At 74.0% G+C, this 14,657-nt stretch carries 11 protein-coding genes; 6 read left to right on the forward strand and 5 right to left on the reverse strand.

Features of this window, described 5'->3' with window-relative positions:
- The first annotated feature begins 99 nt into the window (after positions 1 to 99).
- Positions 100 to 1,314 carry a PucR family transcriptional regulator gene (locus ACF1AL_RS36500; protein WP_386419850.1) on the forward strand — a complete coding sequence of 405 codons (1,215 nt, stop codon included), beginning with the start codon at positions 100 to 102 and terminating at the stop codon, positions 1,312 to 1,314.
- 117 nt (positions 1,315 to 1,431) lie between these two features.
- Entirely contained in the window at positions 1,432 to 2,184 is a 753-nt protein-coding gene (locus tag ACF1AL_RS36505; protein ID WP_386914809.1) for a hypothetical protein, read from the forward strand.
- 44 nt (positions 2,185 to 2,228) lie between these two features.
- On the opposite strand, the gene ACF1AL_RS36510 is transcribed toward ACF1AL_RS36505, so the two are convergent.
- Positions 2,229 to 3,872, reverse strand: coding sequence for a sigma-70 family RNA polymerase sigma factor (locus tag ACF1AL_RS36510; RefSeq protein WP_391828608.1), 1,644 nt, complete (start codon positions 3,870 to 3,872; stop codon positions 2,229 to 2,231).
- A 508-nt stretch (positions 3,873 to 4,380) separates the two neighbouring features.
- Between ACF1AL_RS36510 and ACF1AL_RS36515 the strand changes: the two genes are divergently transcribed.
- On the forward strand, positions 4,381 to 5,889 hold the full coding sequence (locus ACF1AL_RS36515; protein WP_391658451.1) for an MFS transporter: 1,509 nt from the start codon (positions 4,381 to 4,383) through the stop codon (positions 5,887 to 5,889).
- A 180-nt stretch (positions 5,890 to 6,069) separates the two neighbouring features.
- Here the strand turns inward: ACF1AL_RS36515 and ACF1AL_RS36520 are convergent, their stop codons facing one another.
- From ACF1AL_RS36520 to ACF1AL_RS36530, 3 genes are read right to left on the reverse strand one after another with little or no spacing between them, the layout of a single operon-like run.
- Entirely contained in the window at positions 6,070 to 8,826 is a 2,757-nt protein-coding gene (locus ACF1AL_RS36520) for an alkaline phosphatase family protein (RefSeq protein ID WP_391698491.1), read from the reverse strand.
- A 4-nt stretch (positions 8,827 to 8,830) separates the two neighbouring features.
- Complete coding sequence (locus ACF1AL_RS36525; RefSeq protein WP_386419854.1) at positions 8,831 to 10,189, reverse strand: ABC transporter permease; 1,359 nt, start codon at positions 10,187 to 10,189, stop codon at positions 8,831 to 8,833.
- The gene (locus ACF1AL_RS36530; protein ID WP_391698489.1) at positions 10,186 to 11,127 is read right to left on the reverse strand and encodes an ABC transporter ATP-binding protein; all 942 of its coding nucleotides are present in this window, start codon (positions 11,125 to 11,127) and stop codon (positions 10,186 to 10,188) included. Before ACF1AL_RS36530 ends, ACF1AL_RS36525 begins: the two co-directional genes overlap by 4 nt.
- Positions 11,128 to 11,500: 373 nt before the next feature.
- On the opposite strand from ACF1AL_RS36530, the gene ACF1AL_RS36535 reads away from it, so the two are divergent.
- Positions 11,501 to 12,037: a VOC family protein gene (locus tag ACF1AL_RS36535; protein ID WP_391698487.1), complete on the forward strand. Its 537-nt coding sequence runs from the start codon at positions 11,501 to 11,503 to the stop codon at positions 12,035 to 12,037.
- A 140-nt stretch (positions 12,038 to 12,177) separates the two neighbouring features.
- Entirely contained in the window at positions 12,178 to 12,672 is a 495-nt protein-coding gene (locus ACF1AL_RS36540) for a hypothetical protein (RefSeq protein ID WP_391698485.1), read from the forward strand.
- Between the two features lie 73 nt (positions 12,673 to 12,745).
- On the opposite strand, the gene rpmG is transcribed toward ACF1AL_RS36540, so the two are convergent.
- The gene (gene rpmG, locus ACF1AL_RS36545) at positions 12,746 to 12,910 is read right to left on the reverse strand and encodes a 50S ribosomal protein L33 (RefSeq protein ID WP_366841512.1); all 165 of its coding nucleotides are present in this window, start codon (positions 12,908 to 12,910) and stop codon (positions 12,746 to 12,748) included.
- A 181-nt stretch (positions 12,911 to 13,091) separates the two neighbouring features.
- On the opposite strand from rpmG, the gene ACF1AL_RS36550 reads away from it, so the two are divergent.
- Positions 13,092 to 14,351: an MFS transporter gene (locus ACF1AL_RS36550; protein ID WP_391828610.1), complete on the forward strand. Its 1,260-nt coding sequence runs from the start codon at positions 13,092 to 13,094 to the stop codon at positions 14,349 to 14,351.
- Positions 14,352 to 14,657 lie beyond the last annotated feature (306 nt).

Genomic DNA, 14,657 nt, shown 5'->3' on the forward strand with positions numbered 1-14,657 from the left:
ATTCCACCGCTCACCACCGCTTTCGCCTATGGGCGGGGGACGGGAAAAGGGCCCGCCGGACTGTGCCGGCGCACAATCGGGCCGCACTACACTGCGCCCGTGACACCTCAGCTCAAGGCCGGCGACCGGGTCGTCGCACTGGTGGGCGCCCTGCTGGCCGACGTGGACCGGCTCGCGGACGATCTCACCGACCGGATCCTCGGCGGCGAGCACGCGTACGCCGAGAGCACGCCGCTCGGCCGGGAACAGCTGCGCGCCGTGGTACGCGACAACCTGGCCACGATGTTCACGGCGCTGCAGGGGCGGCCGACGACGCTTCAGGCGCCGCGGGCCGCCGGCCGGCTGAAGGCCGAACAGGGCATCCCGCTGGCCGCGCTGCTGCACGCCTACCGGCTCGCCGGGCGCTTCATCTGGGACCGGCTGCTGGCGGCCGCCGTGGACGAGCAGAGCACCGTGCAACTGCTGCACATGGCCTCCGACATGTGGGCCGCCATCGACGACTACTCCAGTGCGGCCGCCGACGCCTACCGGGCCGCCGTCGAGGAGCGCTCGCGCCGCGACGCGGCGGCCCGCGGCATGATGCTGACCACGCTCCTCGACGGCCGGGCCGGCACCCACGCGGCCGCGTGGGAGATCGCCCGCGTCCTGGACCTCGACCGGCAGGGCCCCTTCCTCGTGGTCTGCGCCGAGGTCCACGACCGGGTCGAACCCCTGCCGAGCGTCCGCGGCCGGCTCGCCGCCGCCGGCATCGGCTCGGAGTGGCTGCAGCAGATAGGGGCCTGGGTGGGTCTGCTGTCCCTCCCCCACGAAGGAGCCCTCACGGTGGCCGTCGACCGGCTGACCGCGATCGCCCTGTCCCGGGTCGGGGTCAGCCGCGCCTTCACCTCCCCGGTCAACGCCCCCGCGGCCTGGCGGCAGGCCCAACTGGCCGTGCAGTGCCTGCCGTACGGCACCCACGGCACCCATCTGTACGGCAGCGCGCCCGTGTCCCTGCTGGCCGCCGCCTCGCCCGACACCGCCCAGGAGGTCGCCCGGGCCGTCCTCGGGCCGGTCCTCGCCCTGCCGCCGCGGGAGCGGACCGCGCTGCTGCGCACCCTGGACGCCTGGTTCGCCGTGGGCGGCTCGACGTCGCGGGCGGCCGACCGGCTGCACTGCCACCGCAACACGGTCCTGTACCGCCTGGGCCGGGTGGCCGACCTGACCGGCCGCCGCACCACCGACGCCGCGTCCTGCGCCGAGCTGTACCTCGCCCTGGAGGCGGTGCGGCTGAGCGGCCGGCCGGAGTCGGAGGGCCTGTCCGGCCCGTCACGCTGACGGCGCGGCCGCGAGCGCGGGGGCGGTGCCATACGGGGGAGGTATCGGCGCCGGCGGGCAGGGCGGCGGCCCGGGTGGTTATGCATCACTCGTCCACGCCCCCCGTCGGAGGTCGCAGTGAACCGCAGAAGGGCCCTGGCCTTGCTGGCCGGCGCGGCCGTGTGTGTCGGAGTGCCGGGCACCGCCGGGTGCGAGCGGGAGGCGGCGCGCGCGTCCGCGCCCGCCGGCCCGCCGGCCGGTGGATCGGCCGCCCGCCCCGCTCCCCCGCGTCCCGTCTTCCGTCCGCTGCCCGGCATCGGGCCCGCCACGCTGGCCCGGATCCCGGCGGACACCCGGCAGGTGCTGGTGGTCACCGGCCGGGGGGTGGACACGAACGACGCCCGGGCGGTGCTCTACGAACTGACGCCCGGCCAGGGATGGATCGCCGCGGCGGGGCCCTGGCCGGCCCGCAACGGCCTGCGCGGCTGGACCGAGGACCACGACGAGAACGACCTGCGCACCCCGATCGGGGTGTTCCCGCTCAGCGACGCCGGAGGGCTGCTGCCCGACCCGGGCACCCGGCTCCCCTACGACCAGGACGAGGGCTTCACCGCCTCCGGCACCGGCCATCTGGGCGAGCCGCTGGAGGGCTCCTTCGACTACGTCATCGCCATCGACTACAACCGCCTCCCGGGCAACAGCCCACTGGACGCGACCCGGCCGATGGGCGACGACAAGGGCGGCGGGGTGTGGCTCCACGTGGATCACGGCGGGCCGACCAACGCCTGCATCGCCCTGGACAAGGCGTACATGCTGGCGCTGCTGCGCGTCCTGGACGCGGCCCGGCATCCGGTGGTGGTCATGGGCCCGGAGGCCTCCCTGCGGGCGTAGCCACCCGAAGACGGCACCGGACCGACCCCCGCCCGAGCACACCCCTAGAGCACGCTCCCGAAGTCCTGGGTCCACCACGGGCCGCCGGTGCCGTCGTGGATGCCGATGCCGATGTTCTTGAAGGAGCAGTTGAGGATGTTCGCCCGGTGGCCGGGGCTGTTCATCCAGGACGTCATCACCGAATCGGCCGTCTGCTGGCCCTTGGCTATGTTCTCCCCGTACGTCGACCAGCGGTATCCGGCGGCCGTGATGCGCTTGCCGGGGTCCGTGCCGTCGGGGCTGACGTGGTCGAAGTAGTCCCGGGCGGCCATGTCGTCGGAGTGGGCCTGGGCCGCGTCGCGCAGCCGGCCGTCCTGGGTGACGGGGGCGCAGCCGGCCGCCTGCCGTTCCTTGTTGACGAGCGCGACGACCTGCGAGGCCAGGTCGGACCCGGCGGCCTGGGCGGCCGCGCCGCGGGCCGGCGCCGGCGCCGACGTGGCCCGCAGCGCGGCGCTCGGCGTCGGACGGGTCGTGCGCGGGCTCGGGGAAGGGCCAGCGGTCGCCGACGCGGAGGCGGACGGGCGGGGCGTGGTGCTCGGGCGGGCGCTCGCGGGGCGGCTGGGCGAGGGGCTCGCGAGCGGCCCGGAGGTGGCCAGGTCGGGCACGACCGCCTGGTCCGCGCTGCGGGCCGTGCTCCGCTCCTCGGTGCCGCCGCCGGGCAGGGTGGTGAGGTAGGCGAGGCCGCCGCCGGCGAGGCAGGCCGCGACGACCGCGCCGCCGGCCGCCCGCCGGCGCAGCCGCCGTCTGCGGCGCGCCGCACCGCGGCCGGATCGGTGCCGCCCCGGCCGCGTCGCCACCGGGCCGGCCGACGGGCTCGCGCCGGCCGGGTCCGTCCACGCGGCCGGGGCGGCGGTGCCGGCGACCACGCGGACCCGCTCCAGCAGCAGCGGCGCGACCGGGACGAGCGCCAGGCCGGCGAGCAGTCCCTCGGCGGGCATCAGCCCGGTCCACAGACCCGAGCAGCGCGCGCAGCCGCGGGCGTGCCGGGCGATCCGCTTGCGCCACAGCGCGGAGGGGCGGCCGTCCCAGCCGGTGAGGGCGGCGTGCAGTTCCGGGCAGCGCGGCCGGGCGTCCAGTGCCCGGACGACCACCCGGGCGGCCTCCAGCTGGGCCTTCATCCGCTGCACGCGCACCGCGGTGTGCTGCGGGCTCAGTTCGAGGGCGGCGGCGACCTCGGCCCGGGTCAGCTCGCCGGCGGTCTCCAGCCACCACAGCGACAGCAGGCCCCGGTCGTCGGGCTCCAGCCAGCGGGTGGCGCGCGCGGTCTCCTGCCGCTGGCCGGACAGCTGCAGCCGCACGATCGTCAGGTCGACGAAGTCGGCGCCCGGGTCGGCGACGTCCCAGGCCTCCTCCACCGGTTGCCGGACCGCCTGGCGGGCCTGCCCGTGGGCCCGTACCTGGTTCATCGCTATGGCCACCAGCCAGGAGCGGAAGCGCTCCGGCTCGCGCAGGCCGTCCAGCGAGTCCAGGGCCCGCAGCATGGTGTCCTGCACGACGTCGTCCACGTCCACGGAACCGTTCAGCGCCCGGCCCGCGATGTTGTAGACCAGCGGGAGGAACGCTTCGACCAGCGTGTCCTGGGCCCGCTGGTCGCCCTCCCGGGCGGCCGTGACCAGTGCGGCGACCTCCACCGTGTTCCGTGTGTTCATGCGCAGCTCCCCTGCCGTCGACGTGGATCGTTGTGGTCCGTCACATGGGAGATCCCTGAGGGAGCACCGGATAACGGTTCTTCGGCCAAACGTGCGAAGAGAAATTCACCGCATCGGCGCACCGCGTGCAAGGAAGAAGGTCACACGGGGGTGCGCCGCCCGGTGGTGGGGCCGCGGGGCGCGTCGCGTCCGATCGAGTGGAGGCCGGGCCGGCGGCGAAGCGACTCGGCCGGCAGCGGCGTTGAGCAGGACCCGTCAGCACTGCCTCTCTTGTCAAGGAAGGAATCCGTCCATGCGACGTACCGCTCTGCTCGCCCTCTGCGCCCTGATCTCCGCCGCGGCCACCGGCTTCTTCACCACCGCCGCGATCCAGAGCCGCTGACCGCATCCCCGGTGCCCGCGCGCGGGGCCGGCACGCGATTCTCCGGTTGCGGTCCGCGGTGTGTGCCCGTACTCCGGTGGGGGAACCTGTTTCGTCTCCGGTGCGGCCCTGGTGAGAGGAGCCCTTGTGACTGCGCAGGCGTCAGCGGCGAGCGACCGGGACCCGGACGCCGGGTACCGGCCTGACCCGCACCGCTGGCGCGCGCTGTGGGTCACCCAGGTGGCCGGATTCATGAGCCTGCTGGATGTGACGATCGTGGCGGTCGCGCTGCCCACGATCCAGCGCGACCTGCACGCCTCTCCGGCGCAGGTGCAGTGGGTGGTGTCCGGGTACGCGCTGAGCTTCGCGCTGGCCCTGGTCACCGCGGGCCGCCTCGGTGACGCGCTGGACCGTCGGCGGATCTTCCTGCTCGCGCTCAGCGGCTTCGTCGTGTTCAGCGCGGCCTGCGGGGCGGCCCCCGACATCACCCTGCTGGTGGTGGCGCGCCTGGCCCAGGGCCTCGCGGCCGGGTTCATGGCCCCGCAGAACTCCGCCCTCATCCAGCAGATGTTCCGCGGCGCCGAACGCGGTCGCGCCTTCGGCTTCTTCGGCGCGACCGTCGGCGTCTCCGCGGCCGCCGGCCCGATCACGGGCGGGGCGATCCTCGCCCTGGCCTCCGGCGCCCAGGGCTGGCGGTGGATCTTCTACGTCAACGTGCCCATCGGCATCCTCGCGGTGCTGCTCGGCCGCCGGCTGCTGCCGCGGACCCGGCGCGCCAAGCGCGGGCACCTGGACCTGCCCGGCGTGCTGCTGCTCGGGCTCGGCGTGCTGGCGCTGATGTATCCGCTGGTCCAGGCGGACTCCGGCGGCATCGGCAGCCTGTGGTGGCTGTTCCTCGCCGGTGCGGCGGTGCTCGTCGTCTTCACGTGGTGGCAGCACCGTCTCGTCGCGCGCGGCATCCCGCCGCTGCTCGACCCGCGGCTGTTCACGACCGTGCGCGGGTACGCCGTGGGGGCCGGCGTCGGCACGCTGTACTTCGTCGGCTTCAGCGGCGTCTGGCTGGTGTTCGCCCTCTTCTACCAGCACGGGCTGGGCTTCTCGCCACTGCGCTCCGGTCTGGCCGTGACGCCGTTCGCGGTGGGCGCGGCGTGCGCGGCCGTGATCTCCGGGCGGCTGGTGGACCGGTTCGGCCGGCTGCTGACCGTGTGCGGCCTGGGCGGGGTGATCGTGGGACTGGGCGGCACCGCGCTGCTGCTGCACTTCCTCCCGCTCGACGTGGCGCCCTGGCTCGCCGCCCCGCTGCTGCTGATCGGCGGGCTCGGCAGCGGGTCCGTGGTCTCCCCGAACATCACCCTCACCCTGCGGGACGTGCCCGTGCGGATGGCGGGAGCGGCGGGCGGGGCGCTGCAGACCGGTCAGCGGCTCGGCGCGGCCGTCGGCACCGCCGCCCTGCCCGGCCTGTTCTACGTGGTCCTCGGCAGGAGCCACGACTACCGGCACGCCGTCGTCACCGCGCTGGCTGCCGGGCTCGTCGGCATGGCCGCCTCGCTGGCGCTGGCGGTGTTCGACTGGCGGCGCGACTGCCGGACGCGGAGCTCGCACGGCTCGTGCCCGGACGAGGTGGCCCACGACCCGGTGCACGCCCCGCACCCCTGACCGGGCCGTACGGCACCCGCGCGGGCCGGGACCGCCGGTCGGGCCGTGCGGGTCGCGGGCCGGGACAGACGTACGGCACCGCGGGCCGCGACACACATACGGTGCCGCCGGCCGGACAGGGGAAGGCCCCCGGTCGGCGGTGTCGCCGGCCGGGGGCCTTCCCCGGGGTGTTCAGTGCCGTCAGCCGTCGGACTCCGACGACGGGATGGCGGCGCCGGGCACGTCCTGCGGGGCGTAGAGCTTGCTCTCGCCCGGGTAGGGCGTCTTCCACTCGTGCGTCTGGTACCAGGTGAAGTGGTTCATCTGCGCGGGGTTGGCGAAGTCCGGCACCGCGTGCGGACCGGTCAGGCGCTGCTTCGCCTTCCAGGCGTCCCACTGGGCCGCGAGCTGCCGCTTGTCGTCGGGGACCTTCGCCGACGGCACGGCGGCCGCCTTGGGGTTCTGCGCCGCCGGGGTGTCCGTGCCGCACGGCGGCGGGGTCTTCAGGCCGTCGGTCAGCGAGGCCCGGTTGGGCAGCGCCTTGAACGGGGTGAGGTCCGCCTGCCCGGTGAAGGCGCCGCGCATGGGGGTGGCCGCGCTGTCCTTCTGGTTCATCGGGTGGATCCCGAGGATCTGCTCGATGGTGCGGATCATCGTGATCTGCGTGTAGTAGTGGCTGTCGACCACGCCGTGCCGGGCCCAGGGGCTGATGATCTGGATCGGGGCGCGGTGGCCGTCGACGTGGTCGAGGCCGGCCTGCGAGTCGTCCTCGACGACGAAGATCGCCGAGTCCTTCCAGTACTTGCTGTGGGAGATCTCGTCGACCACCCGGCCGACCGCGAGGTCGTTGTCGGCCACCTGGGCCGTCGCGCTCGCCGGACCGCCGGTGTGGTCGTTGGAGAACCAGAACATGTTCAGGTTCGCCGGGCCGTTCTTCTCGAAGTCCTGCTTCCAGATCTGGAACTTGTAGACGTCCGGGACGTCGAGGTCGAACATCGGGAAGCCGGGTACGGAGACGGCGTTCAGCGACGGGATCGCCGAGCCGGTCTGGATGGGGTAGGCGGTCGGCTTGCCGGTGGCGGCCATGTCCTTGGCGTCGCAGTACAGGTTCTGCCAGGTCGCGCCGGCCGGCTTGCTCTCGATGGACTGGAACTCACCGAAGTCGCGCACGCTCTTGCCGGCCGCCTGCGCGCCCGTCCAGAGGAACCCGGACCGCTGGTGGCCGAGCGCGTCGTTCTCGGTGTCGTAGCTGCGCTGGTACTCACCGGCCGAGGACTCGGTGTACTCCGGGTCGTCGGCCTGCATCAGCCAGTTGTGGCCCTCGGCGGAGTTGGTGCCGATGTCGTAGGTGTTGTCGTACAGGCCGAACTGCCGCGCCAGGGCGTGCTGGTTGGGCGTCACGTTCTCGCCGAACTGGGTCACCGACGGGTCGCCGTTGCCCTCGGGCATGTCGCCGAAGACCTGGTCGTAGGTCCGGTTCTCCTTGACGATCAGGAACACGTGCTTGATCGTCGAGGGGTCGCCGAGCCGCTGCGGGACCGGCACCGGCCTCGCCGGGCGACCGGCCTGGTTGTAGGCGATCCGGGCGCCGTTCCAGCCGTTCTGCTCGAAGACCTTGGCGGTCTGGGCGCGGGTGACGCTGTCGTCGGGCAGCGTGAAGCGCTGCACGCTCGACGTGGTGTCGTGGGTGCCGTGCCCGGCCTTGGTGGTGGGGCGGCGGGCGTCGATGCCCCGGGTGTTGGAGACGACGACCTGGTCGCCGACGGTGGTGATCTCCGCCGGGAAGTAGTCGGTGGGCAGCAGGCCGACGTAACTCACCGGCTCCTGCGCGCTGGTGTACCGGTAGACGGCGACCGCGTTGGCGCGGCCCAGCGTCACCAGCAGGTGGCCGTCGTCGGTGAGGGTCACCGCATCGGGCTCGTAGCCCACGGAGGCCTCGGGCCAGGGCTGGGTGGCGATCGTCTGCACGACCTTGTCGCGGGCGGTGTCGATGACCGAGACGTCGTTGGTCGCGGTGTTGGTGACGAACAGCGCGCCCTTCTTGGCGTACAGGGCCGTCGGGTGCAGGCCGACGTCGATGCTCGCCGGGTCGGCGGACGGGTGCGCCAGGTCGATGACGCTGACCGTGCCGGTGGTGGTGGCGCCGGTGTCCGGGTCGGCCGGCACCTGCGTGCCGTAGGAGTTCATGGTGGTCTCGCCGGGCTTCGCCGGGCGGCCGCCCTCGTTGCTGACGTAGAGCTTGTCGCCGACCCGGACCAGGTCGCGGGGCGCGTTGCCGACGGCCCAGCTCTGCTGGATCGCGCCGGTGGCCGCGTCCAGGGCGACCACCCGGTTCTGGCCGTTGACCGCGGCGTACACGGTGGAGCCGTCGGCGGAGAACACGGCCTCGCCGACGAGCGCGTGCTTCGTGCCGTCCGCCGGGATCGCCACGGTCGTCGGATCGGTGACGGTGCCGTCGGCGTTCACGGTGAACCGGGTGTAGCCGTCGGTCTGGCCGAGCCACAGCTGCTTGCCGTCGGGCGAGTAGGTGGGGCCTTCCTGGCCCACGCTGTTGCTCTTCAGGCGGGGGCTGGACGTCGCGGCGGTGCCGACGACCTGCTGCACCTTGAAGTTCTTCAGGTCGACGAGCGCCAGCGCGCTGCCCCCGTCGGTGACGGCGGCGGCGAGGTGGGAGCCGTCCGGGCTGACCGTCGACGACATGATCTTGCCGTCGTTGAGGACGAGGCGGTCGCCGTACGGGGCGATGTACTGGTCGCTGGAGATGACCTGGCCCCGGTCGGTCGTCTGGCCGACCTGGTCGGTGCCGAACTGGTGGGTCTGGGCGTAGGCGACGCCGGCGGCCACGACGGCGAGCGCGGTGGTGCCTGCCGTGACCAGGGGTATCCGGCGGCCTATGCGTCTGGCGAGAGGACCGGAGGGGTCCTTCTCGACACGCCGGCGACGGCGTGTTACCTGCATGGGTTCATCCCTTCGAGGAGGCGGGGAGAAGCTCGACGTTGCCGTCGAACTGCCACAGGGGGTTCGGCGCGTCACCGGTCGCGGTGCGCACCAGGAAGTAGCCGTTGACTTCCTTCGGCCCGTCACCGTCGGCCATGAAGCGGCCGTCGGCGGTGACGTCGAGCTGGTAGACGGCGGTGCCGGCGGCCTGGATGCCGGGCAGGTGCCAGGTGACGACGCAGCGCCAGTCGTTGCCGGGTCCCTCGGCGGCGACCTTGAGGCTGCCCTTGGTGCACGCGGCCGTGGCCCTCAGCGCCGCCTCGGTCACGTCCGGCCGGTTGAGCGCCCGCGTCTGCATGCGGTACAGGTGCGCGAACTCGGTGGCCAGGGAGCGCTGGAGCTTGTCCTGCGTGATCCCGGTGCCGCCGGCCCCGGTCGTCGTGGCGACGGCCACCGCGCCCGCGGCGACCAGCACGACGAGCGGCAGGACACCGGCGGTGAGCGCGCGGCGCGCCGATCCGTCGTAGGCGGGGTTGGTGAAGTCCCGCCGTACGAAGAGGACATACGCGAGGACCGTCGCGGTGAGGGCCCACACCAGGCTGACGGCGACGCCGATGAGGAGCGGAGCCGTCTGCGGGGGACTCGTGAACAGCCCGTTCCAGGAGAGGAAGGCGTATCCGGGCAGGGCGAGGCGTACGGGGACGGGCAGCGGGAGCATCTGGGCGAGCTGCATCGCCAGGGCGACGAGCGCGGGCAGCAGCAGCCCCATCGGGGAGCGGCCCAGCAGGACGGAACCGAGCAGCCCGATCGCGGCGAGGGCGAGGGTTGGGGCGAGCGCGCAGGCCCAGGCGAGCAGGACCTTCGCGGCGGTGTCGCCCGGGCTCAGCAGATGGCCGTCGAGGCCGACCAGCGGCTGGTTGCCGACCGCGAGGAGCCCGCCGGCGATGCTGGAGGCGACCAGTCCGGCCACCATCAGCAGGACGACGGTGAGTCCTGCCAGGGCCTTGGCCGCGAAGATGCGCCGGGGCGAGCGCACCGCCACGAGCAGATGGCGCCAGGTGCCGAGCCGGTCCTCGGCGGCGAACACGTCACCGGCGACGACCGAGGTGAGCAGCGGCAGCGCCCAGGTGCCCGCGAAGCCGAGCAGGACCAGCGGTCCGGCCCAGCCGGTGGCGTGCATCCAGCGGCCGAAGAGCGTGTCGACGGGCAGGGTGCTCTGCCGGCTCACCGCCGCGACGAAGAGGCCGGGAGCGAGCCAGCAGGCGAGGACGAGCAGCCGGATCCGCCACTGCGAGACCAGCTTGACCAGTTCGAAGCGGTAGCCGCGCGGCACGGACACGCGCCGGGTGATGGCAACGCTGTCATCGGTGAGGGTCGTGGTCATCGGCCGGCCTCCTGCCGCTCGGTGAGGGCGAGGAAGGCGGCTTCGAGCGGCGAGACGACGGGAGCGAGTTCGCGCACCGCGACGCCGGCGTGCACGAGCGCCGCGACCAGGGCGTCCAGGGCGGACACGGGCGCGCGCACGACGAGCGCCTCGCCGCCGGGCCGGGGCGTGGTGCCGTCGACGACGTCGACTCCGTCCGTGTCGTCGGCGAGCCGGCGGGCGGCCTGCGGGTCGGAGGTCAGCAGCCGGTAGTCGAGTTCACGGTTCTCGGCGGCGAGTTTGGCGAGCGGTCCGGAGAAGACGACGCGCCCGGTGGCGAGGATGGTGACCTCCGAGCACAGCGCCTCCAGGTCGTCCATGCGGTGGCTGGAGAGCACGACGGCCGTCCCCTCGGCCGCGAGGCGGGTGAGGACGCCGTGCACGTGCCGCGCGCCCGCCGGGTCGAGGCCGTTGGCGGGTTCGTCCAGCACGAGGAGCCGGGGCCGGGTGAGCAGGGCGGCGGCGAGCCCGAGGCGCTGGCGCATGCCGAGGGAGAAGCCGCGCACCCGGTCGTCGGCCACGTCGGTGAGCCCGACCTGGTCCAGGACGTCGGCGATGCCGGCCGACCTCTTGTCGTGGCCGCGCAGGGCGGCGAGCGCGGCGAGGTTCTGCCGGGCGGTGAGCGAGGGGTACAGGCCGGGCCCGTCCACGAAGCCGGCGACGCCGTCCGGGGCCGCGAGCGCCCGGCCGAAGGGGACGCCGAGGATCTCGAGGCTGCCGCCGTCGGCGACGGCCAGGCCCAGCAGGAGGCCGAGCAGAGTCGTCTTGCCGGCGCCGTTCGGTCCGGCCAGGCCATGGATCTGACCTTGTGTCACATCGAGGTCGACGCCGTCGAGAGCGACGACGTCACCGAAACACTTGGTGATCCCGCGGGCCCGGACCACGTGGTGTGTGCCCATGAGTCCCTTTCTTCGCAACGCTCAGGGACCTTACGGAGGCACACGGCCTCGGTGACGACAGTCGGTTGAACCTCGATCGAATTAATTGTCAAGGCATGGACAAGAAAGGCGGCGCGAACAGGGCGGCAACCGGATCGACTTGGACAAATCACTCGACCACCGAACCGGGGCGCGCGCCCCGTCCCCCCGCCTTCGGACACGGATCGCCCCGCCTGATCGCCTGGGGCGCGAACTCGGGCGCCGACCTGGCGGGCCCGGGCCGGGAGCGTCACAGCCCCGGGGCCGCAACCGGGGCGAGGTGTCTAGGTCAGACCCTGGCCTAGATGGCTCCTACCGTCGGTCGTGTCCGTGAGGTCGACGAAAGGGAGTCCCCATGTCCGAGCTGAGCAGCGTCGCACCCGCCGGGTACACCGCCGTCGCCCCGTGGGTCGTCACGGAGGACACGGGGGCGTTCCTCGACTTCGTCGCCGAGGTGTTCGACGGCGTGGAGCTGGCGCGGGTGCGGACCGAGGACGGGGCCGTGGGGCACGGGGAGATCCGGATCGGGGACACCGTCGTGCTCGCCTTCGACCGGCACGCCGACTGGCCCGCCCTGCCGAGCCTGCTGCGGGTCTTCGTCGCCGACGCGGACGCGGCGATCGCGCGGGCCGTCGCGGCCGGCGCGCAGGTCGTCACGCCCGTGTCGGACAGTGCCTTCGGGCAGCGCGGCGGACGCGTCAAGGACCCCCTCGGCACCATCTGGTGGGTCGTCACCCGCGTGGAGGACGTGCCCGAGGAGGAGATGTGGAAGCGGCTCCAGGAGCCGCGATACGCCGAGGCCATGCGCGTCGCCCAGGAGACGCTCGACGCGGAACTCGGGGGCCGGCGCACGGGACGCAGCAGCGCACCGGTTCGCGGCGAGACCCACTGACCCGCCGCACACGGCTGCGGCGCCGCAACCGACCCGCCGCCTGCGGCCGCCCCACCCGACGCCCTCACCCGGCATCGCCGTACCGAGCCCACGCGGCCGTCGCCGTGACAGCCGGCTGCGACGGCCCTACTGTTCCCGGCATGCCCGACGCGAGTGCCGACGCCACGACGCCCACGCCCAGCGCGGTGCGGCTCACCTGGTCACTCGCCGGCAGTGGCTGGGCCACGTGCACCCTGGAGACGGCCGACGGCACGGTCGAGGTCCTCGCCTCCCGCATCGGCAACGCTCCGGAGGACCTGCTGACGGCCGTGGCGCGCCTCGTCGCCGGCGCGGCCGAGACACGCGCGCAGTTCGAGGCCGAGCCGACCGCCTTCCGCTGGATCTTCCGGCGGGACGGGCACGACGCCCGGCTCCGCCTGCTGGAGCTCCCCCACGGCCGCTCACCCGACAGCGCCGGAACCGTCCTGTGGTCGGGACGCCTCGGCGTCGACGCGGTCGCGCGGGCCGTGACGCGGTGCTTCGACGAGGTCGTCAGGGTGCACGGGGAGAGCGGATACCTGAGCCGGTGGGGCGCGCCGTTTCCGCGGTGGGAGCTGGAGGCCCTCAGGCGGCTCCGCCGCGACGCCCAGCCGTGAGGCCGGCTCCCTCGCGCCGAACGCCGGCGGGCCCGGCCTCGTGGGAGGCTCGGGCCCGTCGGTGGTGGTCCGGTCAGCGTTCCTCGCGGAACAGGACGTGCTGTCCGGCCACCGGGTCGTACTTGCGCAGGACCAGCCGGTCGGGGTCGTTCTGCCGGTTCTTGCGCGTCACGTAGGTGACACCGGTCCCTGCCGTCGACTTCAGCCGGACGACGGGACGCACGGTGCTGCGTGCCATGGGGTCCTCCTCTCGCGGACCGGCACCCCGGACGATCTTGAGCGGTGCATGCCAGTCACAGGGGCTGCAACGCCGGAGGGGGTCCGGGCATTCCCGTGGCGTCCGGACGGCGGCCGCGCGGCTCACCCGCCCGTGCCGTACCTCGAGCCGTGCTCATGAGTCCGCCCGCAGCATGGCAACCGTGATCGCACCCCTGACGTACCGCTTCCGCGCCCTGCGCACCCGCAACTTCCGGCTGTTCGCGGCCGGGCAGATCGTCTCCGTGGCCGGCACCTGGATGATGGTCGTCGCGCAGGACTGGCTCGTGCTCGGCCTGACCGGCGACTCGGCCGTGGCCCTGGGGACGGTGACGGCGCTGCAGTTCACCCCCATGCTGTTCACGCTGTACGGCGGCCGCCTCGCGGACAGCCACGACAAGCGGACGCTGCTGACCGCGGCCAACTGCGTGTCGGCGGCGCTCGCGCTGCTCCTGGCGCTGGCCGTGTTCGCGGACACGGTGGCCCTGTGGCACATCCACCTGTTCGCGCTCGGCCTCGGGATCGTGAACGCCGTCGAGGTCCCCGCCCGCCTGGCCTTCATCAGCGAACTCGTGCCCCCGAGCGTGGTGCCGAACGCCTCCGCGCTGAGCGCCGCGTACTTCAACGTCGCCCGCGTCCTCGGACCGGCCCTCGCCGGGCTGCTCCTGACCGCCTTCGGCACCGGCTGGGTGATGCTCGTCAACGCGCTCAGTTACCTGGCCACCGTGACCGGGCTGCGGCTCATGCGCCCCGCCGAACTGCTGCGCCCGCCCCGGGAGGCCGGCCGGGCGCGGGTGGTGGACGGGCTGCGCCACACCCTCGGGCGGCCCGACCTGGCCGTGCCCATGGCGCTCGTCGCGGTCGTCGGGCTGTTCGGCCTGAACTTCCAGCTGACGCTTCCCCTCCTCGCCAAGACGGTGCTGCACACCGGCGCGTCCTCCTTCGGCCTGCTGACCACGGTCTTCGCGGCCGGGTCGCTGCTGGGCGCGTTCGCCGCGAGCGGGCGCAGCAGCCGCCCGTCCGCGCTGCTGGTGACGGGCGCCGCGATCGCGTTCGGGCTGCTGGAGGCGGCCGTCGGCTGGGCGCCCTCCCCCGCCGCCGCGGTCGTGCTGCTGTTCCTCACCGGGTTCGCCACGATCTGCTTCGCGCAGGCCGCCAACCACCGTGTCCAGCTGGGCAGCGACCCCCGCTACCGCGGGCGGGTGCTGGCGCTGTACACGCTGGTGATACAGGGCTCGACCCCGCTCGGCGCCCTGTGCGTCGGCTGGCTCGGCGACCGCTGGGGCGCCCGCGCCGCCTTCGTCGTCGGCGGGCTGGTGTCGCTGGCCGCGGGTCTGGTCGCCCTCGCCGTCGACCGGGAGGGCCGGCGCCCGGCCACCCGAGCGGCCCCGCGCACGCCGGCTGCCGAGGACGCACGGCCGTGAGGTCATGACGGCGGCCGCGGCGGGCATACGGTGGTCAGGACGACCCCGCGGGACACACGGCACGCCGGCGGCATCGCGCCCCGCCGACGCACCGCGGACCGAGCGCCCCGGCCGGGACGGCATGTCCCCCGGACGGACCCGCCGGGGCGCTGCGCACTCCGGGAGTGCGCACGCTGGGAAGGTCAGCGAGCCGGGATGACGTACACCGCGCCGGGAGGACGCCGTCGACACCACCCGCAGCACCCACCGCCGCGAGGGCGCCGTCGCCCGGCTGCTCGCGCGCTGCGCCCTGCTGACGGCGCTCGG

This window comes from Streptomyces sp. NPDC014801 (genome assembly GCF_043082085.1).
GTDB lineage: Bacteria > Actinomycetota > Actinomycetes > Streptomycetales > Streptomycetaceae > Streptomyces.

What these genes read in the sequence shown, in the direction of transcription:
- ACF1AL_RS36510 (WP_391828608.1), bottom strand. Translation starts at nt 3,872, where the DNA reads ATGAACACACGGAACACGGTGGAGGTCGCCGCACTGGTCACGGCCGCC.
- ACF1AL_RS36520 (WP_391698491.1), bottom strand. Translation starts at nt 8,826, where the DNA reads ATGCAGGTAACACGCCGTCGCCGGCGTGTCGAGAAGGACCCCTCCGGT.
- ACF1AL_RS36525 (WP_386419854.1), bottom strand. Translation starts at nt 10,189, where the DNA reads ATGACCACGACCCTCACCGATGACAGCGTTGCCATCACCCGGCGCGTG.
- ACF1AL_RS36530 (WP_391698489.1), bottom strand. Translation starts at nt 11,127, where the DNA reads ATGGGCACACACCACGTGGTCCGGGCCCGCGGGATCACCAAGTGTTTC.
- ACF1AL_RS36535 (WP_391698487.1), top strand. Translation starts at nt 11,501, where the DNA reads ATGTCCGAGCTGAGCAGCGTCGCACCCGCCGGGTACACCGCCGTCGCC.
- ACF1AL_RS36540 (WP_391698485.1), top strand. Translation starts at nt 12,178, where the DNA reads ATGCCCGACGCGAGTGCCGACGCCACGACGCCCACGCCCAGCGCGGTG.
- rpmG (WP_366841512.1), bottom strand. Translation starts at nt 12,910, where the DNA reads ATGGCACGCAGCACCGTGCGTCCCGTCGTCCGGCTGAAGTCGACGGCA.